We start from the raw sequence: 20,866 nt of genomic DNA on the forward strand, positions 1-20,866 counted from the left end.
TTTCCTTACTAAGTAGCATTTAAGGACCAACAATATAATAAAAATATAAAAATGCTCATACGCCTAAAATAGGCGCCTTAAACAAAGCAAAGGAAACACAATGAAAAAGTTGGTTATTGGAGGTCTTTGTGCCTCACTTATTGCAGGCCTAAGTGCATGTAGCGACGATAAAGCCGTAGTAGCTCCGGCTGCAGACGTAGCAAAAACAGCTGCTGCAGTTGCCGTTGAAAAAGCACTGACATCTGGCATTACGTTCGACAACATCGATAAATCCGTTCGTCCACAAGACGATTTTTACATGTATGTAAACGGTGCATGGATGAAAACAGCAGAGATCCCAGGCGATCGCACTAACATTGGCGCATTTTACGACTTACGCGAACATGCCCGTGATGACGTTAAAGCGATCATTGAAGACTTAAGTGCTACGCCAAATTTAGCTGATGGCACAGATGAGCAAAAAGTAGCTGACTTATACCGTTCATTTATGGATGTAGAAACCCTAAACAAACTGGGTATTGCGCCAATTCAAACTGACCTAGATAAAATTGCAGCACTAAAAGACAAACAAGAATTAACCGCGTTTTTTGGTGAAAACCAAGCAAACGGTGGCGGCACACCATTAGCCTTTTATATCTCTGTTGATGCTAAAGACTCAACCCGTTATGCCACTCACATTTGGCAATACGGCTTAAGCCTTCCTGAAAAAGATTACTACTTTAATCAAGAAGAACGCTTCGTTAATATCCGTAAAGCCTTTGTTGAGCACATTGAAAAAATGTACAACCTAGCAGGCTTACCAGATGCTAAAGCCAACGCCGAAGCCATTCTTGCACTCGAAACCCAAATTGCTGAGCAACATTGGGACGTGGTAGAAACACGCGACAGCACTAAAACTTACAACTTATACCAAGTTAAAGACCTTGCAACCCTAGCACCAGACATTAACTGGGAAGGTTATTTAGCGGCGTTAGGTGGTGACAAGCAAACTGACATCATCATCAACCAGCCTAGTTTTGTTCAAGGGTTAAATGAAGTCATCAAGACCAATGATCTTGCTGCATGGAAAAACTACCTCACCTGGATGACCCTAACGCATAACGCCAGTAACTTGTCTGAAGCATTAGACAACGAAAACTTTGCCTTTTTCTCTAAAACCTTAAACGGTCAAGAAGAACAAGAACCGCGTTGGAAGCGTGGTGTGAGCACTGTAAGTGGTACCTTAGGTGAAGTGGTCGGTAAAGTGTACGTTAAACGTCACTTTGCACCAGAAGCAAAATCGCGTATGGAGCAACTCGTTGAAAACCTTCGTGGCGCATATGGTTCTAGTGTTGATTCGCTAGATTGGATGAGCCCTGAAACGAAAGTCGCTGCAAAAGAAAAATTAGCTCTATTTAATCCTAAGATTGGATACCCTAATAAGTGGGAAGACTACAGCAAATTAACCATCAAAGCTGACGATTTAGTCGGTAATGCTAAGCGTGCTGCTGTTGTACAACACAACAAAGAAGTGGCTAAATTGGGTCAACCCATTGATAAAGACGAGTGGCACATGACGCCACAAACGGTTAATGCTTACTACAACCCAACCATGAACGAAATCGTGTTCCCTGCTGCGATTTTACAGCCACCATTCTTTAACTTAGAAGCGGATGACGCAGTAAACTACGGTGGTATTGGTGCGGTAATCGGTCACGAAATGGGCCATGGCTTTGATGACCAAGGCGCTAAGTTTGACGGTAATGGCAACATGCGCGACTGGTGGACTGAAGCTGACTTAAAAGCGTTTGAAGCTAAAGGCAAAGCGTTAATTTCTCAGTACGATGGTTATCAAGTATTTGACGATTTACACGTTAACGGTAGCCTAACACTGGGTGAAAATATTGGTGACTTATCAGGCGTAACAATCGCTTATAAAGCTTACAAAATGTCACTTAATGGTAAAGAAGCACCGGTAATTGACGGCTTAACTGGCGACCAACGCTTCTTTATGGGCTTTACCCAAATTTGGCGTGTGAAGATGAAAGAAGAAGCAATGCGTAACCGCGTAGCAACTGATCCGCATTCACCTGGTCACTTCCGTGCACTTGGCGCATTGTCAAACATGCCTGAGTTCTATACCACTTATGACGTGAAAGAAGGCGACAAGATGTATATCGCCCCAGAAAACCGCGTTAAAATCTGGTAATCAATAATGTAAAAGCTGACCTAGGTCACACTTACACACAACAAGGGCATCATTTGATGCCCTTTTTTTATAAGAAAACCATCTAAACAACTGATATATAAATACATATATACTTATCACCTAGATATATCATCGATATGATTAAACCTTGTTCATTAAGCCCCTATTCAGCTAAAAAGCGGTAAAGTGATTTCACAGACATTACGCTGGAGCTATTCAATGAATAAGTTGTTTCGTACCTTTTTTATCTTTTTAATTTTACTGTCTACCCGTGGCGCGATTGCTCAACCTAATGAAGTTAAATATAACAAGTTAGCCGAGCCATCTGATTTCAGCCAAAAGTCATATAATGACATTGAACAATTAATCAGCTTAAGCGAGCAACATAGCGCGCTTGCACAACAAGACTCTCAAGACTTGGATGCCTTAATGGCACGAGCCTCAGCAGCTCAACAAGAGCTTATTGATCTGCTTAATCACATCAACCACGCGAGCCATACCTCAGCAATTATTCCCGCGACAAAAAGCTATGCTCGAGCAGCCCAAAAAGTACAATTAAAGTTTAATGGTGACGCCAGTCAATTAACCGATATTGCCCGCGCCAGTGTGGTCGCCAATGACGTCAATAGTTTACTGACCAGTTACCACCAATTGCGTCAGTCGACCGAAGTCGTGCAATTAAAAAACCGTTTTGCTGAGCCAAAAACCTCAGGGTATCGCGACTTAAACGTGTTAGTTAAATTGCCTCAAACCCAAATGGTAGTTGAGGTGCAGTTTCATTTAAATGATATCGCCGAGATTAAAAGTGGCCCAGAACACCAGGTGTATGAGCAAATTCAAGCCATTGAACTGCAAGCAAAAACGGAGCAAAGACCGTTAACCGACTTTGAGCACGCCAGCATTGCTAAATTACGCCAAGATTCGCATAAGCAATACCATAAAGCCTGGTTGTACTATAAACGCCAAAGCTTGTATCCATCGACCATTCAAGCGGCTTAACCTCCCGCGTTGTGTCACTATTTCCACCCTTTAGCGCTCATTGAGCGCTTTTTTTTTATCGAAGAAACTCAGCGCTATTCACATCTGCTATACTCGCGCCAGAGACTAGCTGTCGGACCTTGTCATGAACGAAATTATTGACCAATTGCAAGAACTAAGCGAAACCGTACCAGTGCCGCTGGAGCTACCAACATTTGAACAAATTGTTGAAGTTGAAGAACAAATCCTGATTGGATTACCTAATGATTTAAAAGAGTATCTACTGCATGCCAGTGATGTTATTTACGGCACTGTTGAGCCGGTCACGGTTGCCGACCCGTACTCGCACACTTACCTGCCTGAAGTCACCTGTTATGCCTGGTCTATCGGCATGCCACGTGAGCAAATTGCCATTTGCCAGGTCGGTGACAGTTTTTACTGTATCGACGAAGAAGGTCAAGTGCAGCTATGGGAAGACGGCGATTTTGACGAGCAGGTTTGGGAATCGTTTTGGGATTGGGTTGAAGACGTGTGGCTTGAGCAATAACCCACATAAATCATGATTAAAGAGAACACACATGGCTAAAACTAACGGCTTAAACGCCATTGAAATGCAATATTTACGCTTGTCTTTAGGCTTAACCACTGAACAAGTTGCCACTATCACCACCACTAGCAACGAAGATGTATTAGCGTGGGAAGCAGGCGAAAAAGACGCGCCTGTACCTGTACAAAAAAAGCTACTCGACATTGATGATATCATCGAAATGCAAGTACTTAACACCACTGACGGTATTGAAGAGCTCTTTAAAAAAGAGCCCAAACGCCGTTTAGCCTTTGTGGTTTACCCAACACAGGCGCTTTACACCCAGTATAATCCAGAGTTTTTAAGCTCTTTGCCTTTAACAGAGCTATACAATACTTCTGCATGGCGCATCAAAAAAGAGTGCAAACTGGTGCTTGAAGTTGATGTCTCTTTAGTGGCATTAGATGCCGAAGCCTATAAAGCTTATCGTGCTGAAAACGGCATGAGCGAAAACCGTGAAAGCCGTGCGAAGTGGGCTGCGACTCAGCTTTAACTCGGGCTTTAACTCGGGCTTTAACTCGGGCTTTAATTCAGAGTTTAAACCTTTGCGATAACACGTCTAGGGGTTAATACCAATCCGCTATCATCAAAGAAGCCTATCCTGGCTTCTTTTTTATTGGACTCTTTTGTATTAAGCAGGGTTTGCTACAGATTCTGTTTTGTTGATAGCCGCCTGCAATGCGGGGCGTTGTTTAACTCTATCTCGGTATGCAGAGAGTTTTGGCGGCAATTGTTGCTCAAAACCTAATGCCCAACCTAGGGTTTGGGTTAATAAAATATCCGCAATAGTCGGTTGTGCACCGCACACAAAACCACTTTGAGGGATCCATTGTTCAGCAATGGCTGCCGCCTTACCAAACTCCCATTTCGCCACCGCATACATGCCCTGTAAACGCAACTCTTTTGGCAATGCAAAACGGTGCTTGCCCATGCTCCACAGCGGTTGCTCTAGTTCTGTTATCACAAAGCTGACCCAGCGCTCATGAATACCAGATTCTTGGGTACCCGCCTTGGGTAACCATAAGCCTTCGCCATATTTTTCAGCAAGATAGCGCATAATTGCGGCAGATTCGGTTAACACAAAGTCACCGTCGCTGAGCACAGGTAACTTACCGCTTGGGTTTAACGCCAAAAATGTCTCTGTTTTATTATCACCTTTGGCAAAATCAATAAAATGAAACTGCCATTCGATTCCTAATTCTTCTAATAGCCACGACACGCGTAAAGCACGGCTTTTTGGTGTTCCGTATAATGTAATCATGTGGATTGCTTCTCCCTTGGGGTCATCCAATCAATTTGTACACTAAAAAAAGCCACATTCACTTATCGTGAAATGTGGCTGTTATTTATCTTATAACCATGCGCTTAGAAGTTCATTGTGACTTTAGTATAAATGAAACGTCCTAGTGGGTTATGTACTCCCATTGCATAACCATAAAGGTCAGCATCACCATCGCCAATCGCAAATGATGGCTCTTCATCAAACACGTTGTTGACACCTACCGACAGTTTAAACATCTCATTGATACGGTATGAACCAGACATATCAACTAACAACTGTGCATCCACGGTGCGAGTTTTGTTGTAGTCTTCAAATTCACCGATATAGCTTAAGTTAATGTTGGCAGCAAAGTCGTCCATCATCCAGTTAGTTGTCGCTAACCAACGGTGTTCTGGGTATTCATACTCGCCAGTGTAATCAATCGTTTCGCCATCAATTTCTTTTTCGAAACTGATTAAGTAGCTGTATTCTAAACCGAACTTAATATCACCATAGTTATTTAGCTCAAGGCCATAATGAGTCGATAAGTCGAGACCTTGTACTTCTTGCGAGCCGATGTTAACAAACCCAGATTTGATCACATCAATCGTACCAAAGGTTTCACCTGCTTGCGGCGCGTTACGTAAACACACAGTGCTGTTTTGGTCGCCACAGTTTTCTTGGTAAAGTTCTTGGTTTTGCAATGAATCAATTTTGTTGTCTTGAACAATATTGAATAAATCAAAACCAATATCAAACTGCTGACTTGGTGCCCAAATCATCCCAACGTTCCAGGTTTCAGACTCTTCAGCGTCTAAATCAGGGTTGCCAGCAAAGATGAAGTTGTAATCGAGTAATTCACAATCAACATTATCTGCAGCACAGCGGTAACTATCGACTAAAAAGTCACTCTTTTCAGATGGACCTAAGCCAATTTGCGCCAATGATGGTGCACGGAACCCGGTAGACCATGAACCACGAGCAGTTAACTCATCACTAATGCCCCATTGGAAAGCAATTTTAGGGTTAGTGGTTGAGCCAAAATCACTGTAGCTGTCATAACGACCAGCAAGTTGTAGCTCAAAGTTATCTGTAACAGGGATAGAAAACTCAACATAAGCGGCATGTTGATCACGCGAACCAAACGCCGATATAGCTTCAGTACCAAAAATCAAACCGCGTTGGAACTGCTCATCTGGCACATCACTGACACTTTCTTCACGGTACTCAGCACCCGCTGCCATCAGGATATCGCGGCCATCAATGGTAAAAGCATGGCCTGTAATGCTGGCATCATAAGCAGTAATGCTCGACTTACCTTGTCTTACTAAGCTAGTGGTAATACGGTCAATGACATCTTGTGAATTAACCGCTGCGCCAAATGGGTTGTAGTTACCGGCATCTATCTCAGCTTGTAAGTAATCCGTTCTTACCCAACCTTGTGTGCGGTCACCTGTTTGAGTTGATTCGCTACGGCCACGTTGCGCCGACACTTCCCAGTCCCAATCGTTGATCACACCACGAAGCCCGGCCACAATACGCATAGTGTCAGACTCGATATCCCAACGACGTGCACCAGCATCAACGGTACGGTAACGGCCAATATCAATGTCTTGTCCAAATGGATTGTCAGGGTGAGTACCCGGTACGGTTAAGCCCGCATCTTCATCTAATGGTGTGGGTGCACCGCCTGCTTCAGAGGTGTTGTGCTGTACCGACAACTCTAAAAATGCGGTTAAATCGTCAGTTAACATGTAATCAAATTGACCAATGGCGCCCACGCGCTCAGAGGTCGGAATGGTCATATTGTATGGGCCATAGTCAAACAAACAGCTGCCGCTAGCCGTGGCGTTGTCAGCAGGACAATCTGGGTCAATGGTTTTCACGCCATTAACATAAAAGTAGCCAGGGTAACCCCGTGATGAACGGTAGTCTTCACCGCCGTAAGGCGATTGATTGGCAGTACCAAAACGCCCCATATCTTCTGCCGATAAGGTACCATTGGTAAAGTAATCTAAAATGATTGACGCACTGCCTTTATCCGCTTTTACGCCCCACACTAAACTGGCTGTGGTTTCGTCATAGCCGGTGCCACTGTCATCGCCATAACCTAAATTAATTTCAATGCCTTCGATGTCTTTTTTCAGCACGATATTAACCACACCGGCAATAGCATCCGAGCCATAAATCGCTGACGCACCATCTTTTAGAATGTCGATACGTTCAATAGCAGAAACCGGAATGTTGTTAATATCAACAAATGAGTTTGAAATGCCTTCAGCAAATGCACTTGAGCCAACACGACGCCCATTGATCAAGACCAATGTCGCATCTGGGCCTAAGCCGCGTAAACTGATTGACGCACCGCCGTTTGCAGTAGAATCTTGGCTGTTACCGCGGGTAGAAAACGCACCAGAGCCGTTAGCTGGCATACGTTCAAGTAATTGCTGTAGGTTGTCAAAACCCATGTTGGCAATATCGTCTTTACTGAGTGATTGAACCGGAGATGGGCCTTCAATATCAGTCCGTTTGATACGAGATCCCGTCACTTCAATACGTTCTACTTTAGCTTCAGCAGTGTCTGCTGCTTGTGACATAAAAGCGATAGGAGCAAAAGAGAGTGAAACTGCGATAGCGCATGCACTGCGCAAAAGGTTAGGTTTTTTCATGATCATCCTTAACGTTCATTTATTGTTTTATATCCATGATTACTGCAAACTGCGGTAACAATATTACCGCCTACTACTTTCGTGGAAGCTAATTTACCTGTTTAAGTTAAGTTAAATTTTAACAATGTCAATACATTGTCAAGACAGTGCCGTAATGTAATTGTAACCAAACGGCTAATCAAGAATAAAAAGTTAATAAAATCGCATTTATATTCAACATTCAAGGAAGAGTTATGAACGAGAAAAAATTAGTGAGTGCCCACTTTCACCCAAAACTAGGGGTTTACTGGTTAGTGTCGGGCGCAATAATAATCACCATCACTGTTGTAGGTATTCCCTTGTTATTATTATGGTTTCCAGTCGGTTTACTGGCGGTCAGACGGTATATTGCCAACATGAGTGCAGAGTTGACCGAAAAAAGACTGATTGTACGAAAAGGCCTGTTAACGCGAACAGAGAATACCGTGCCATTAGATAAAATTACCGATATGGCGCTTATCCAGGGGCCGCTTATGCGCTTATTTGGTATTTATCAACTCACCGTTGAAACCGCTGGGCAATCGGGTACTGGCTCATTAATTAACTTGGTGGGCGTAGTTGATGTGCAAGCATTTAGAGAACAAGTTTTACTACAAAAATCATTACTCACTGATCGCCAATCTACGGTTGTGGATAACGTCGATATCGATCAATTATTGCTTGAGAACCTGCAACAAATGAACGCCACTTTGCAGCGGATTGAACAAGTGTTAACTCCACACTCTCCACAATAGGTTGTTGCTGTTTATCATGTCGAATAAAAATAAATCCATCTCTTTTGTTGCCAAAATTAATACCCTTTTAAAAGCCACAGGCCCAGGCGTTTTAATGGCTGCAGCAGCCATTGGCGCGTCTTATTTAGTGGCATCAACTCGTGCCGGGGCCGAGTTTGGTTGGCAGCTAGCCTGGCTGATTTTGTTAGTTAATATTGTAAAGTATCCCTTTTTTGCCGCTGGCGCGCGCTACACCGCCGCAACCGACGAAAGCCTATTACAAGGCTATCAAAAACAAGGTCGTGGTTATTTAATGCTGTTTACTGGGCTTAATGTCATTGCCGCAATCGCCAGCACCGCGGGGGTATGCATGCTAACCGCGGCCATGTTGACTCAGTTTGTACCGTTATCGATTGATATATTGGCCTTAATCGTGTTGCTGAGCTCATTGGCCTTATTAATTTTTGGCCATTACAAACTGCTCGATAAACTCACAAAAGTGATTATGTTTGCCCTCACTCTAACCACGTTAGTCGCGGTGGCATTGGCGTTTAATCACCAAACAGGTTTGGCCGCGCCATCGACAAGCGAATCACCCTGGCAATGGGCTTACGTCGGCTTTTTAGTGGCAATGATGGGTTGGATGCCGGCTCCTATTGAAGTGAGCGCCTGGAATTCATTGTGGCTCATAGAAAAACGCAAAAGCCAAACCGTCACCGCAAAGCAGGCTATTTTCGACTTCAACTTAGGCTATGTCACCACCGCAATATTGGCGATTGTATTTTTGGCGCTTGGGGCATTAGTGATGCACGGCAGTGGCGAGCGCTTTTCAGACTCTGGGGCTGTATTTGCCTCACAACTTATCACCCTCTACAGCCAAGTGATGGGCAATGAAACCCGCTATTTAATTGGTATTGTCGCTTTTTTATGTATTTTCAGTACCACGGTAACCGTAATTGATGGCTACAGCCGCACGTTAGATATGGGTTGGAGACTGTTGTCTCGCAGTACCTCACCACGCAGCTATTTAACCCAAGTCATGTTAACGGTGAGCACATTAGGTTTATTGCTGATTTTATTTTTTAAAGGTGCTTTACTGCCACTGCTAGAGTTTGTGATGATCCTAGCTTTTATGACCACAGTGATTTTTACCTGGCTAAACTTCCGCTTAATGACCAGTCAAAACCTACCTAAGCAGCATCGCTACGGCCCAGCTATGGTCGCACTATCTTGGCTCGGCCTACTGTATTTAGTTGGTTTTGCGCTGTTGTTTATTTATTGGTATTTAACAAAATGACAAAAATGATAAGCAAAATAACAACCCGAGTTTACGCATTACTAGTACTAAGCAGCAGCCTACTGCCAGCTTCTGCGTTTGCATTGAGCATAACCAATAGTGATGTACAAACGATTATCGACCATGACTCCAGGCCTTTTACAGGGCGGATTTTAGTCAGTGACAACCAGCAAACTTATGTCGACCTAACGATAGGAAAAGACATTCACGTTGACAGCCGCTTTTTAATTGGTTCAATTTCTAAAACCATCACCGCCACCCTAGTCATGCGGGCTGTTGATCAACAAAAATTAACCTTAGAAGATGATATTACTGATTATCTGAATATCGTGACGGAATACCCAATCACTATCGCGCAGTTACTTAATCATACCTCTGGCATATTAGCGCCTAAATCACCGAGTCTTAATGCGAGGTCGCAATTTATTCCTGGCAGTCAATTTAACTACTCAAATTATGGCTACAAACTACTTGGCGATATTCTTAGCCAAAGCTACCAGGTGCCCTACGCTGAATTAGTTAATCTATTTGCCAAGCAATACCAGCTCGATATAAGCGCTGATGTGGGTGAAATAACCGACTTATACGCTCAACAACCACGATTAGTGCGCGGATTTATGGAACAACAACAGCAACGCGTGCTGTTAGATGAGTTATCCATAGACAATGGTTTTATTGCTTTTGGCGCCATGCAAGCCAGTAGCCAAGGTATTGCGGCATTTATTGAGGGTTTAACCCAACAGCAATTTTTATCTGCTGCCAGTTTACAAGCCATGACCTCACCTAGCGCCAAAAGGCCGCATCGTTGGGGCGAGTTAAATTATGGCTATGGTTTACAAATTAGTCAGCAGCCTGGCTTAGTTGAATACAGTCATACAGGGTATTTACCCGGATACATCAGCGCCATGCTCTATTATCCACAAGCACAATTAAGCGTAGTCATTTTAGAAAACACCTCATGGGACTTAGACAATATGGAACGTGTTTTTGGTTTGCATGACAAAATTCGCCAGGCCATAAGAAATCAGCTAAAAACTGACGAATAATCTGACGTTACGCTGATAACTCGCTATAATAGCGCCTCGTCACTTGACCTAAACTATTTATGCGCAGCCGCGCCAGAGAACCTTATGATAAACAATGATATTCTTCGCCGTGTTCGTTTTGTGTTTGATTTTTCAAATGCCAAAATGATTAACATTTTCAGCCAAGCTAATACCGAAATCACCTCAGATCAAATTATTGCACTGCTGAAAAAAGAGGACGAGGAAGGCTATCAAGCGTGTAATGACAAATTAATGTGTCAATTTTTAGATGGATTGATTATCAACAATCGCGGTCTAAAACCCGGTACCGAAGTACCCGCGCCATTAAAGCAATTAACCAATAACCTGATCTTCAAAAAATTACGCGTTGCGCTAGAAATGCGCGAAGAAGATATTATTGCCACATTAGCCTTAGCAGACTTTGCCATGTCTAAGTCAGAGCTTGGCGCACTGTTCCGTAACCCTGACCACAAAAACTATAAAACCTGTGGCGACCAAGTGCTACGTAACTTTGTAAAAGGCTTATCGATTAAACATCGCGGCAAGTAATTTCAGCGTAAAAGTTGAGATAACACTCTATAAATGCACAGTTTAGGCTGTGCATTTTTGTTTGTGCGACATAATTCAAACAACAACCAACTCCTTTCCCAAATCAGCCAGACAATAATTCTATATCATTGCGCGTTAATAAGTGATGTGGATTGATATCATCATAAAAAACGTGATTTTAATCACTTAACAGACCACAATAAACATCAGACGTGATAATCTATTCCGATAAATATTCTAATCTCAAACACACACATTAAGGTTCCCCATGGACGATAATAAACGCCCCCTATATCTTCCTTTCGCTGGTCCTGCGATTCTTGAATCTCCTCTGCTTAATAAAGGCACTGCATTTAGCGAAGAAGAGCGTATTTACTTCAATCTCGAAGGATTATTACCTTGGGTAATTGAAACCATAGACGAGCAAGCATCACGTGCTTACGACCAGTTCAAAAGTTTCAATAACGACCTTGATAAGCATATTTATTTACGCAACATCCAAGACACCAACGAAACCTTATTTTACCGTTTACTGCGTAATCACATCAGCGAAATGATGCCGATTATTTACACCCCTACCGTAGGGTTAGCCTGTGAACGTTTCTCTAAAAACTATCGCCGTAACCGTGGTTTATTTATTTCGTATACCAATAAAGACCGCATTGACGACATTTTAAATAACTCTACACGCCATAAAGTTAAAGTGATTGTTGTAACAGACGGCGAGCGTATTTTAGGCCTTGGCGACCAAGGTATTGGCGGCATGGGCATTCCCATTGGTAAATTGTCGTTATACACCAGCTGTGGCGGGATTAGCCCGGCATATTGCCTGGCAGTGACTTTAGATGTTGGTACAGATAACCCACACTTATTAGAAGACCCAATGTACATGGGTTGGCGTCATCAACGTATTGGCGGTGCCGAATACGCTGAGTTTATTGAAGAATTTATGCAAGCCGTGAGCCGTCGTTGGCCAGATGCGTTAATCCAGTTTGAAGACTTTGCCCAAAAAAATGCCATGCCACTGCTTGAGCGTTACAAAGACAAATACTGTAGCTTTAACGACGATATTCAAGGTACTGCAGCGGTAACGGCTGGGTCATTACTGGCAGCATGTAAAGCGGCTAACAGCAAACTCAGCCAACAACGCGTGACCTTTTTAGGTGCCGGTAGTGCGGGGTGTGGTATTGCAGAAGCCATCGTGGCACAAATGGTTTCCGAAGGCATCAGCGACGAGCAGGCGCGCTCACAAGTCTTTATGGTTGACCGTTGGGGCTTACTACTGGACAACATGCCTAACTTGTTGCCTTTCCAACAAAAATTAGCGCAAAAGTGCTCAGAAGTTAACGGTTGGGACAACTACAGCGACCATATTTCACTGTTAGATGTGGTTAACAATGCTAAACCAACCGTGTTAATTGGCGTTTCTGGCGCACCAGGTTTGTTTAGCGAAGAAATCATTCGTGCCATGCACAGTCATTGCGAACGCCCAATTGTGTTCCCATTGTCTAACCCAACAAGCCGTGTTGAAGCCACGCCAAAAGACATTTTACACTGGACATCAGGCCAAGCATTAGTCGCGACAGGTAGCCCGTTTGAACCTGTTGTCATTAATGGCGAAACATTCGAAATTGCCCAATGTAATAATAGCTTTATCTTCCCGGGGATTGGTTTAGGCGTATTATCTTGCGGCGCGAAACGCGTATCAGATGAAATGCTTATGGCGTCAAGCCAAGCGTTATCAGAATGCTCACCATTAGGTAAAAATGGCACCGGTTCGTTATTACCCAAACTAGAAGAGATTCAAGAAGTCAGTAAATACATTGCATTTGCTGTTGCCAGAACGGCTATCGATCAAGGCTTAGCATTACCTTGTACAGACGAGCTGCTTAAACAGTCAATTGATGCAAACTTCTGGGAACCAGAATACCGTCGTTATAGACGTACCGCGTTTTAATTAAAATTAAATGCCTTAAATAAAAAATCCCAGCCAGGCTGGGATTTTTTATGTTTGCTTACAATGGTTAAGTAAACACAAATTAAGCAGACATGACTTGTTTAAAGCTGTTTAACATTGAGCGATCGGTGCGGGCTTTTTTCAGCTTACGCAAACATTCTTTAAGCGACTGCTCAGCTAAACGACCAAACACCCCGTCGTATTCATTGTTATTCATTTCTTCTTCAGAATCGGCGCTATCGGCAATTTCTTGTGCCACACGGCTTAATTGCATCCAAGCATTGGCAATATAAAAACCATGAAACTCTGCTTTAGTCATTAACTTTTGGGCGCTGCCAGGTAATGCATCCCAGGCCTGGCTAAAAGCATTGGCATTATCTGCAAGCAGCTCTTTAAACAAACCCTCATATGCCTCTAACAGCGTTTCTGGTAGTTGGTCCATTGGTAGCACTTTATTAGCAACATTATACGAAACTTGCTTGGCGACATCTTGATACTGCTGATCAACGTTACTCATGGCTTTCTCTCTAACATGTTAATAGGCCCTAAGTTTGTCACTTAGGCTTGATAACAAAGCCTGCTCATCTGTTCAGCTATGCTCATCAAGGCGTCTTTATACCCGGGTATAAAAGCGAATGCAAATTTGACTCAAAACCTTAACAAGCCGTCAGCCTTGATTATTTTAACCATGTTAGTTAACGCCCGCTATACTGTGCAGCTCAAGCTGAATCAGGTTTTTAACAATGTAAACGTTAAAATGAGAGATACCAAACGGTTAAAATAATAAATCGAGTGATATTATTTTAGTGTGGGATGTCACCTCAAAATGCCAACGATGATGATGTCTTAAGCGCAAGACTTTTACGACTAAACACGCTACTCTACAAACTGATAGCTCGTTCAATAATAATCACAAATGAGACTTCGCTGCTTTGTTTACGACTAAATTACTCAATATAATCATACTGGCCAGCATCATAATGATGTCTTGCAATGTTAATGCTAACACCATTGATAACGCGCGCGCCGATGAAATTTACCAACGTATTGATCGTGGCGAAGTTTCGTCAAATGATGAATTAAACCTGTTGCTCAAGGAATATAAAAATAGCATCGCGGTTGATGACACCGTTCGTCAACAATTAAATATAAGACAGACCTGTTGGAGCCACCCTGCCAATAACGCTGAACAACTCAATACCGCCATTAACTATGCCGACGAATACTTAAACATATACAAACAGCCAAGCCCATCATTGATTCAAGTTGACTTAACATTATGTAAAATTTTGTTTCTACACCAACAAGGTCAAAACCAAAATGTTTTAAAGCCGTTAGATAATGCCATCAATAACGCTTATTTATTAGAAGACCCACGCTTAATTGCTGATAGTCGTAGCCTCCGAGGCACCATTTTATCTTATATGGGTAATTTTAGTGCCGCCCTAGAAGACCTTATCACTGCGCAAAACTTATATGAGTCGTTAAAACTCGATTATTGGGCCAATGCCAATTTACGTGAACTTGCCAATAGTTACCGCCGCTTTGGCGACCCAGATACTGCGTTAACCTACCAAACCAAACTTGAAACGAGCTTCCTCGAAAAAAATCAACACTTCGAGGCAAACTTGATCACGATTGAAATGGCCATGTCACTTGAAGAGCTGGGTCGCTACCAAGAGGCTAATGATCGCTATCAAAAGGCACGTGAATTTTGGCTTAAAGAAAATGAGTTAATTGCCGCAGCAGACATGGCCGTGAGTATTGGAGGTAACTTCATTAACTTAAATCGGCTAGACCAAGCCAAAACCATGTTAGAGCAAGCCCAACAACATATCACACCCGATATTGCCAGTAGTTATAGCTACATGAATTTGTACCTTGCCAAGGTCCACCACAAACTAGGCAATCACAGCAAGGCACTCGAATATATAATCAACGCCGAAAAGGCCTTTAACGACCATAATAACGCTCGTGGCCTCAACCTAGTGTTACAATTAAAAAGCCACATATATCAAGCATTAGAGCAATGGCCCGACGCTTATTATACATTATCGGCTTATGTTGAAGCACACGACGCGCTCGACAAAAAGACCATGTCAGACAGAAACACCGAGATGAAAACTCGCTTTAACACCGACAAAATTCAATCTGAAAACAACTTGCTGGTGCAGCTAGATAAAGACAAAGAACAGCAACTACAAATGATGCATCGTAATGAACAAATGCAAATCATCATTATCATTCTTGTGGTGCTCATTTTACTCATCGTGTCATTGTTTGCTTATAAACAAGTTGTGCGTAAAAAGCTCTTTAGAAACTTAGCCCTAACCGATGAGCTGACCAATTTATCAAACCGACGTGACACATACTCACAAGGTAAAGCGTTCTTAAATGAAGCACAGCAGACTGATAAGCCATTCTCGATTATCTCGTTTGACGTCGACCACTTTAAGGCGGTTAATGACAAATTAGGCCATGACACTGGCGACAAAGTTTTGGTTAAACTTGCCGCGATTAGTTCTAGCATGATGCGCGAAACCGACGTCGTTGGGCGCGTGGGCGGTGAAGAGTTTTTAATTTTATTACCTAACATCAACAACAGTATTGCCGTCGATATTGCCAATCGCTTGATTAACGCCGTTGATAATTATGACTGGTCGAGAATTTCACCGGAGCTGCACCTAACGGTTAGCGCAGGTGTGGTCAGTTATACTGACGAGACCGACCTGTCGCCTTTATTACTCAAAGCAGATAAAGCGCTTTATTGTGCTAAAGCTGCGGGGCGCAATTGTGTAAAAGCGGGGTAAAGCAGGTATAATTCAGCGGTGTTTACTCAATAATAGCGCTATGACTGCAACGACCCCAGCTTCAACCCCAGATCAACATAATGATCTTACCCGCCAATCACCTGAGCCATGTCCTTTGACAGCGGCTCAACTTGACGTGCTCAATCGGCAAATAAAGCAGTGGGGACAAGAACTGGGCTTTGCCCACATTGGCGTGGCAGACATTGATTTAAGCCAACATGAAGCCGGCTTGCAACAATGGCTTGATAATGGCTACCACGGAGAAATGAACTACATGGCCAGCCACGGCATGATGCGTGCACGCCCTGATGAGCTCCACCCAGGCACATTGAGAGTCATTTGTGCACGGATGGATTACCTGCCGCCAGAGGCTGGTTTTGCTAGCAATTTAACCAACCCGAATTTAGGTTATATATCTCGGTACGCAGGCGGACGTGACTATCATAAACTGATGCGCCAACGCCTTAAAAAGCTCGGCGATAAAATTGCCGCGCACTGCCAAACCCTCGGGTTTGATGACAGCAATTTCAGACCCTTTGTTGACTCAGCCCCCATATTAGAGCGGCCATTAGCCGACAAAGCCGGCATAGGCTGGACTGGCAAACATTCATTAATTCTCCACCCCGATGCAGGCAGTTGGTTCTTTTTAGGCGAGTTGCTGATTAACTTACCACTGCCACTAGATATCGCCATTGAAGAAGGCTGCAACACCTGTGTCGCCTGCATAAAGTCTTGCCCTACCGATGCCATCGTTGAGCCTTACGTTGTCGATGCGCGCCGCTGTATTTCATACTTAACCATTGAGTTACAAGGCGTGATACCCGAAGAGTTTAGAGCGTTAATCGGTAATCGAATTTACGGCTGCGACGACTGTCAATTAGTGTGCCCTGTTAACAGCAAAGCCCCATTGACGGCAGAGTCTGACTTTCATACTCGCCAAACACTAATTCAACCCGAGTTAATCGATTTATTTAGTTGGTCAGAACCCTATTTTTTACGCCAAACCGAAGGCAGCGCCATTAGACGTATCGGCCATAAACGCTGGTTACGCAATATCGCCATTGCACTTGGCAATGCCCCTGCAAATCCCGATATCATCGCCGCACTTGAGCAACGTAAACTCAGCGACGAAGTCGATGACATGGTGCTAGAACATATCGACTGGGCCTTAGCACAACAAAAGAAAAAAGCGCCACAGGAGGCGCTTTCACGCAAAACCCAACGCGTCATCCGCTCAGTACAAAAAGGCTTACCAAGAGATGCTTAATGGGCTCCCCTCATTGAAGTAAACAGCTCAGCCCCGTGAGTACGGGGAACACGCGCGACAATATTACAAGCGTTTAATACATTACGGTTCAGCCCCGTGAGTACGGGGAACACTTTCAATTCGGCACGATCCTCACCTGAGTAATCGGTTCAGCCCCGTGAGTACGGGGAACACTGTTCGGGTCAGATTTAGGTCAGATTTAGACCGCGGTTCAGCCCCGTGAGTACGGGGAACACATTGATTTTGTTGAGTTCGAGCTGCTTGATCTGGGTTCAGCCCCGTGAGTACGGGGAACACGTCATAATACTAAAACAAAGGCTGTAGAGTGGCGGTTCAGCCCCGTGAGTACGGGGAACACTATGCCCTAGCGCTGAATTTATCCGCTTCAAGCGGTTCAGCCCCGTGAGTACGGGGAACACATTTGCACTATGTCATCGCGAAACTCGCCAGGCGGTTCAGCCCCGTGAGTACGGGGAACACCCAATCTATATCGCTCATAACTACCTCATAGCCGGTTCAGCCCCGTGAGTACGGGGAACACAACGTAAGGAGTTGGATATTGTTATGACACACCGGTTCAGCCCCGTGAGTACGGGGAACACATCATCTTCGAACGCGTCAATGATTCTGTCTGCGGTTCAGCCCCGTGAGTACGGGGAACACTCGTGAGACCTCTCTAAACGCTTCTTAACGTCCGGTTCAGCCCCGTGAGTACGGGGAACACGCAATTGGCTTTACTCCCGCCAAGTTCAACCCGCGGTTCAGCCCCGTGAGTACGGGGAACACCTAATAGATAAGTCGCAATAAACGCCAGGTTACGGTTCAGCCCCGTGAGTACGGGGAACACACTAAAGAAGATGTTGCCGATATTTCTATGGGCGGTTCAGCCCCGTGAGTACGGGGAACACTCTGTCAAATATCAATCTCACAGAGCCAGCCGCGGTTCAGCCCCGTGAGTACGGGGAACACGTCGATGCATATGTTGACGGAAAGTTTGTAAACGGTTCAGCCCCGTGAGTACGGGGAACACCATGATATCGCCCATGCTGCGAGACATTTCACCGGTTCAGCCCCGTGAGTACGGGGAACACATGAGCCGTCATTGTCATAAATGATTTTCGTGCGGTTCAGCCCCGTGAGTACGGGGAACACATTAATTACCAGCCCGTCGATTAGCTCGTCATCGGTTCAGCCCCGTGAGTACGGGGAACACATGGTAACGGTGGTTATGATGATATGACCAGGCGGTTCAGCCCCGTGAGTACGGGGAACACAATTGCCCAAGACTAGTTAGCGGCGCTTTTGACGGTTCAGCCCCGTGAGTACGGGGAACACAAACATGATGTTATTTTTATCGGCGATGGTGGCGGTTCAGCCCCGTGAGTACGGGGAACACGGCTGTGGCTAATGATTTTAAAGCAGGTTTAGCGGTTCAGCCCCGTGAGTACGGGGAACACTATTCAATTTGTTACCTAATTGCTGTACCATACGGTTCAGCCCCGTGAGTACGGGGAACACAATCAGGTACTATCTATCGCTTACGGCCTAGACGGTTCAGCCCCGTGAGTACGGGGAACACAATGTCGGCTAGTTCATGCGCACAAGTACCCTCGGTTCAGCCCCGTGAGTACGGGGAACACCTGTGGGCGCTGACCTTGCTGTTGATAGTTGCCGGTTCAGCCCCGTGAGTACGGGGAACACAGCGTAGTAACAATCACATATGCAAAAAACAGCGGTTCAGCCCCGTGAGTACGGGGAACACACAATCGGAAACTCACCGGTATAACCTCCGACCGGTTCAGCCCCGTGAGTACGGGGAACACAATTAGTGGCGTTGTAGATGCCTCAGTTGATGCGGTTCAGCCCCGTGAGTACGGGGAACACGACGGATGAGGCAAGTATGTATAACGAGCATGCGGTTCAGCCCCGTGAGTACGGGGAACACATATCGCTATCCTTTCTGCCGCGGTACTTAACCGGTTCAGCCCCGTGAGTACGGGGAACACTCAGCATTCGAGTTATCATTGTCGCTAACAAACGGTTCAGCCCCGTGAGTACGGGGAACACATGAGAGTACCACATGGAACCACACACTTAGACGGTTCAGCCCCGTGAGTACGGGGAACACCGTGTTGTAAATATCGACTTGCTGAGAAATGGCGGTTCAGCCCCGTGAGTACGGGGAACACTCTAAAAGTATATGCTTGTTTTTAATAAATAAAAATAGCGTTGTTAAATCTACCAAATTTTAAAAGAACAAAAAAGATTATTCACAAATAGGCGTTGCATTATTCATCGGAGTAAATTTAACCAGCCGAAGCCCTTCAAAATCAATCGGCATTCGTGCATTTTGACCATATGTAACAAAATCAAATCCTGATTCTGTATTTGTTCCCCATGCCATAACTGCATTTCCTTGCTCAGCTAATTCCGTTACTTGATACCAAATCATTTCTCTGATGCGGCGCCCTACATCACCGACATATACGCCTGCCCTTATTTCTAATAGCCATACTGCTAAACGGCCCCTTAATCTTGCAGGTACGGCTTCTGTAACAACAATACACATACTCATTGAAAATCCTTATTTTGAACGATGGCCACTATCACCTATCGAGATCGGTTCAGGTATTGCTGGTGGCTGGGAGTCCTCATAGGCAATTGGTGGTGAAATCTCGCCTGCACTTAATATTTCTTCAATGAGAGGAATGAGTCGATGCAGTGTTTTGTCTTTACGAAACGCTTCTCTACACGCTATACGCACTTCACGGTCTGGCTGTTTAGGTTTTTGGCTTGCCACCTTAAATGCTGCAGGCACGACAGTTTCAAATTTAACCACGTCAGCTATATCATAAACAAACGAAAGTGGCTTTCCTGAATGTAAAAAACCAATCGCTGGTGCATATCCAGCTGCCAAAATTGCAGCTTCAGTTACTCCATACAAACAAGATGTTGCAGCACTAATGCATTGATTTATCACATCACCTGCTTGCCAATCTTTTGGATCATAACGCCTCCCCCTCCATTCAATTGCATATTGCTTAGCAAGTAATTCATAAGTTTTACGAACACGTGCCCCCTCTATACCTCGTAACTGATCAACACTTCTTCGTTCTGGTGCTGGTTCGCCAAACCGTAGTTCGAACATTTTACGCACAACTTTGAGCCTTAGATTTTCATCTAAAGCTAGCTTGGCTTGATAAAGTAATTTGTCTGAACGAGCTCCGCCGGGCTGCCCTACCGAGTAAAGTCTAACCCCCGCCTCACCAACCCAAATAAGCAATGTTCCAGTGGCTGCAGCCAATTTAACCGCGGCGTGACTAATACGAGTTCCTGGCTCAAGCATAATGCAAACCACTGAGCCAACAGGAATGTGCATTCGTTCGCCATTCACCTCGTCAATCACAACAAATGCACCATCTCGCACATCAATGCGCCCCATCCCAACAAAGATCATAGAATTACGATCTTTAATTGGTATGGGTTTTAAGGGAAGGAAGGCCATA

Annotated in this window: 16 protein-coding genes and 1 CRISPR repeat array; of the genes, 11 read left to right on the forward strand and 5 right to left on the reverse strand. The window is 44.4% G+C overall.

Features of this window, described 5'->3' with window-relative positions; all coding sequences use genetic code 11:
* Positions 1-100: 100 nt before the first annotated feature.
* The 4 genes from IEY42_RS11830 to IEY42_RS11845 all read left to right on the forward strand — a co-directional run bounded on the left by IEY42_RS11830 (position 101) and on the right by IEY42_RS11845 (position 4,245).
* The gene (locus IEY42_RS11830) at positions 101-2,188 is read left to right on the forward strand and encodes a M13 family metallopeptidase (RefSeq protein ID WP_188925423.1); all 2,088 of its coding nucleotides are present in this window, start codon (positions 101-103) and stop codon (positions 2,186-2,188) included.
* Positions 2,189-2,407: 219 nt separating this feature from the next.
* Positions 2,408-3,187, forward strand: coding sequence for a RelA/SpoT domain-containing protein (locus tag IEY42_RS11835; protein WP_188925424.1), 780 nt, complete (start codon positions 2,408-2,410; stop codon positions 3,185-3,187).
* 124 nt (positions 3,188-3,311) lie between these two features.
* Complete coding sequence (locus IEY42_RS11840) at positions 3,312-3,713, forward strand: SMI1/KNR4 family protein (RefSeq protein WP_188925425.1); 402 nt, start codon at positions 3,312-3,314, stop codon at positions 3,711-3,713.
* A 31-nt stretch (positions 3,714-3,744) separates the two neighbouring features.
* Positions 3,745-4,245: a DUF4447 family protein gene (locus IEY42_RS11845; protein ID WP_188925426.1), complete on the forward strand. Its 501-nt coding sequence runs from the start codon at positions 3,745-3,747 to the stop codon at positions 4,243-4,245.
* Between the two features lie 138 nt (positions 4,246-4,383).
* Here IEY42_RS11845 and IEY42_RS11850 read toward each other — a convergent pair whose 3' ends face one another.
* Positions 4,384-5,013 carry a glutathione S-transferase family protein gene (locus IEY42_RS11850; RefSeq protein ID WP_188925427.1) on the reverse strand — a complete coding sequence of 210 codons (630 nt, stop codon included), beginning with the start codon at positions 5,011-5,013 and terminating at the stop codon, positions 4,384-4,386.
* Positions 5,014-5,117: 104 nt separating this feature from the next.
* A complete protein-coding gene (locus IEY42_RS11855) occupies positions 5,118-7,682 on the reverse strand; it encodes a TonB-dependent receptor (protein WP_188925428.1) in 2,565 nt (854 codons plus the stop codon).
* 233 nt (positions 7,683-7,915) lie between these two features.
* Between IEY42_RS11855 and IEY42_RS11860 the strand changes: the two genes are divergently transcribed.
* The 5 genes from IEY42_RS11860 to IEY42_RS11880 all read left to right on the forward strand — a co-directional run bounded on the left by IEY42_RS11860 (position 7,916) and on the right by IEY42_RS11880 (position 13,283).
* Positions 7,916-8,455, forward strand: coding sequence for a PH domain-containing protein (locus IEY42_RS11860; protein ID WP_188925429.1), 540 nt, complete (start codon positions 7,916-7,918; stop codon positions 8,453-8,455).
* 16 nt (positions 8,456-8,471) lie between these two features.
* Positions 8,472-9,731 (forward strand): NRAMP family divalent metal transporter, encoded by a 1,260-nt coding sequence (locus IEY42_RS11865; protein WP_188925430.1) that lies wholly within the window; start codon positions 8,472-8,474, stop codon positions 9,729-9,731.
* Positions 9,728-10,777 (forward strand): serine hydrolase domain-containing protein, encoded by a 1,050-nt coding sequence (locus tag IEY42_RS11870; protein WP_188925431.1) that lies wholly within the window; start codon positions 9,728-9,730, stop codon positions 10,775-10,777. Before IEY42_RS11865 ends, IEY42_RS11870 begins: the two co-directional genes overlap by 4 nt.
* Positions 10,778-10,861: 84 nt before the next feature.
* Positions 10,862-11,326, forward strand: a complete 465-nt coding sequence (locus IEY42_RS11875; RefSeq protein ID WP_188925432.1) for a YehS family protein — start codon at positions 10,862-10,864, stop codon at positions 11,324-11,326.
* Positions 11,327-11,594: 268 nt separating this feature from the next.
* A complete protein-coding gene (locus IEY42_RS11880) occupies positions 11,595-13,283 on the forward strand; it encodes an NAD-dependent malic enzyme (RefSeq protein WP_188925433.1) in 1,689 nt (562 codons plus the stop codon).
* A gap of 82 nt (positions 13,284-13,365) precedes the next feature.
* On the opposite strand, the gene IEY42_RS11885 is transcribed toward IEY42_RS11880, so the two are convergent.
* Positions 13,366-13,800, reverse strand: coding sequence for a DUF3069 domain-containing protein (locus IEY42_RS11885; RefSeq protein ID WP_188919931.1), 435 nt, complete (start codon positions 13,798-13,800; stop codon positions 13,366-13,368).
* Positions 13,801-14,263: 463 nt separating this feature from the next.
* Between IEY42_RS11885 and IEY42_RS11890 the strand changes: the two genes are divergently transcribed.
* Positions 14,264-16,093: a tetratricopeptide repeat-containing diguanylate cyclase gene (locus IEY42_RS11890; RefSeq protein ID WP_188925434.1), complete on the forward strand. Its 1,830-nt coding sequence runs from the start codon at positions 14,264-14,266 to the stop codon at positions 16,091-16,093.
* 40 nt (positions 16,094-16,133) lie between these two features.
* The gene (gene queG, locus IEY42_RS11895) at positions 16,134-17,360 is read left to right on the forward strand and encodes a tRNA epoxyqueuosine(34) reductase QueG (RefSeq protein ID WP_188925435.1); all 1,227 of its coding nucleotides are present in this window, start codon (positions 16,134-16,136) and stop codon (positions 17,358-17,360) included.
* 23 nt (positions 17,361-17,383) lie between these two features.
* Positions 17,384-19,549: direct repeats of the CRISPR family, unit length 29 nt; unit sequence CGGTTCAGCCCCGTGAGTACGGGGAACAC.
* A 77-nt stretch (positions 19,550-19,626) separates the two neighbouring features.
* Here the strand turns inward: queG and cas2e are convergent.
* Complete coding sequence (cas2e, locus tag IEY42_RS11900) at positions 19,627-19,935, reverse strand: type I-E CRISPR-associated endoribonuclease Cas2e (protein ID WP_188925436.1); 309 nt, start codon at positions 19,933-19,935, stop codon at positions 19,627-19,629.
* A 9-nt stretch (positions 19,936-19,944) separates the two neighbouring features.
* Positions 19,945-20,865 (reverse strand): type I-E CRISPR-associated endonuclease Cas1e, encoded by a 921-nt coding sequence (gene cas1e, locus IEY42_RS11905; protein WP_188925437.1) that lies wholly within the window; start codon positions 20,863-20,865, stop codon positions 19,945-19,947.
* Between the last annotated feature and the right edge of the window lies 1 nt (position 20,866).

Source organism: Shewanella algicola, assembly GCF_014648035.1.
Taxonomy (GTDB): domain Bacteria; phylum Pseudomonadota; class Gammaproteobacteria; order Enterobacterales; family Shewanellaceae; genus Shewanella; species Shewanella algicola.

Bases quoted from the DNA above. Each gene is read 5' to 3' on its own strand.
- IEY42_RS11845 (WP_188925426.1), top strand. From the start codon at position 3,745: ATGGCTAAAACTAACGGCTTAAACGCCATTGAAATGCAATATTTACGC.
- IEY42_RS11840 (WP_188925425.1), top strand. From the start codon at position 3,312: ATGAACGAAATTATTGACCAATTGCAAGAACTAAGCGAAACCGTACCA.
- IEY42_RS11835 (WP_188925424.1), top strand. From the start codon at position 2,408: ATGAATAAGTTGTTTCGTACCTTTTTTATCTTTTTAATTTTACTGTCT.
- IEY42_RS11865 (WP_188925430.1), top strand. From the start codon at position 8,472: ATGTCGAATAAAAATAAATCCATCTCTTTTGTTGCCAAAATTAATACC.
- IEY42_RS11885 (WP_188919931.1), bottom strand. From the start codon at position 13,800: ATGAGTAACGTTGATCAGCAGTATCAAGATGTCGCCAAGCAAGTTTCG.
- cas2e (WP_188925436.1), bottom strand. From the start codon at position 19,935: ATGAGTATGTGTATTGTTGTTACAGAAGCCGTACCTGCAAGATTAAGG.
- IEY42_RS11860 (WP_188925429.1), top strand. From the start codon at position 7,916: ATGAACGAGAAAAAATTAGTGAGTGCCCACTTTCACCCAAAACTAGGG.
- queG (WP_188925435.1), top strand. From the start codon at position 16,134: ATGACTGCAACGACCCCAGCTTCAACCCCAGATCAACATAATGATCTT.
- cas1e (WP_188925437.1), bottom strand. From the start codon at position 20,865: ATGGCCTTCCTTCCCTTAAAACCCATACCAATTAAAGATCGTAATTCT.
- IEY42_RS11855 (WP_188925428.1), bottom strand. From the start codon at position 7,682: ATGAAAAAACCTAACCTTTTGCGCAGTGCATGCGCTATCGCAGTTTCA.
- IEY42_RS11850 (WP_188925427.1), bottom strand. From the start codon at position 5,013: ATGATTACATTATACGGAACACCAAAAAGCCGTGCTTTACGCGTGTCG.
- IEY42_RS11880 (WP_188925433.1), top strand. From the start codon at position 11,595: ATGGACGATAATAAACGCCCCCTATATCTTCCTTTCGCTGGTCCTGCG.
- IEY42_RS11870 (WP_188925431.1), top strand. From the start codon at position 9,728: ATGACAAAAATGATAAGCAAAATAACAACCCGAGTTTACGCATTACTA.
- IEY42_RS11875 (WP_188925432.1), top strand. From the start codon at position 10,862: ATGATAAACAATGATATTCTTCGCCGTGTTCGTTTTGTGTTTGATTTT.
- IEY42_RS11890 (WP_188925434.1), top strand. From the start codon at position 14,264: ATGATGTCTTGCAATGTTAATGCTAACACCATTGATAACGCGCGCGCC.
- IEY42_RS11830 (WP_188925423.1), top strand. From the start codon at position 101: ATGAAAAAGTTGGTTATTGGAGGTCTTTGTGCCTCACTTATTGCAGGC.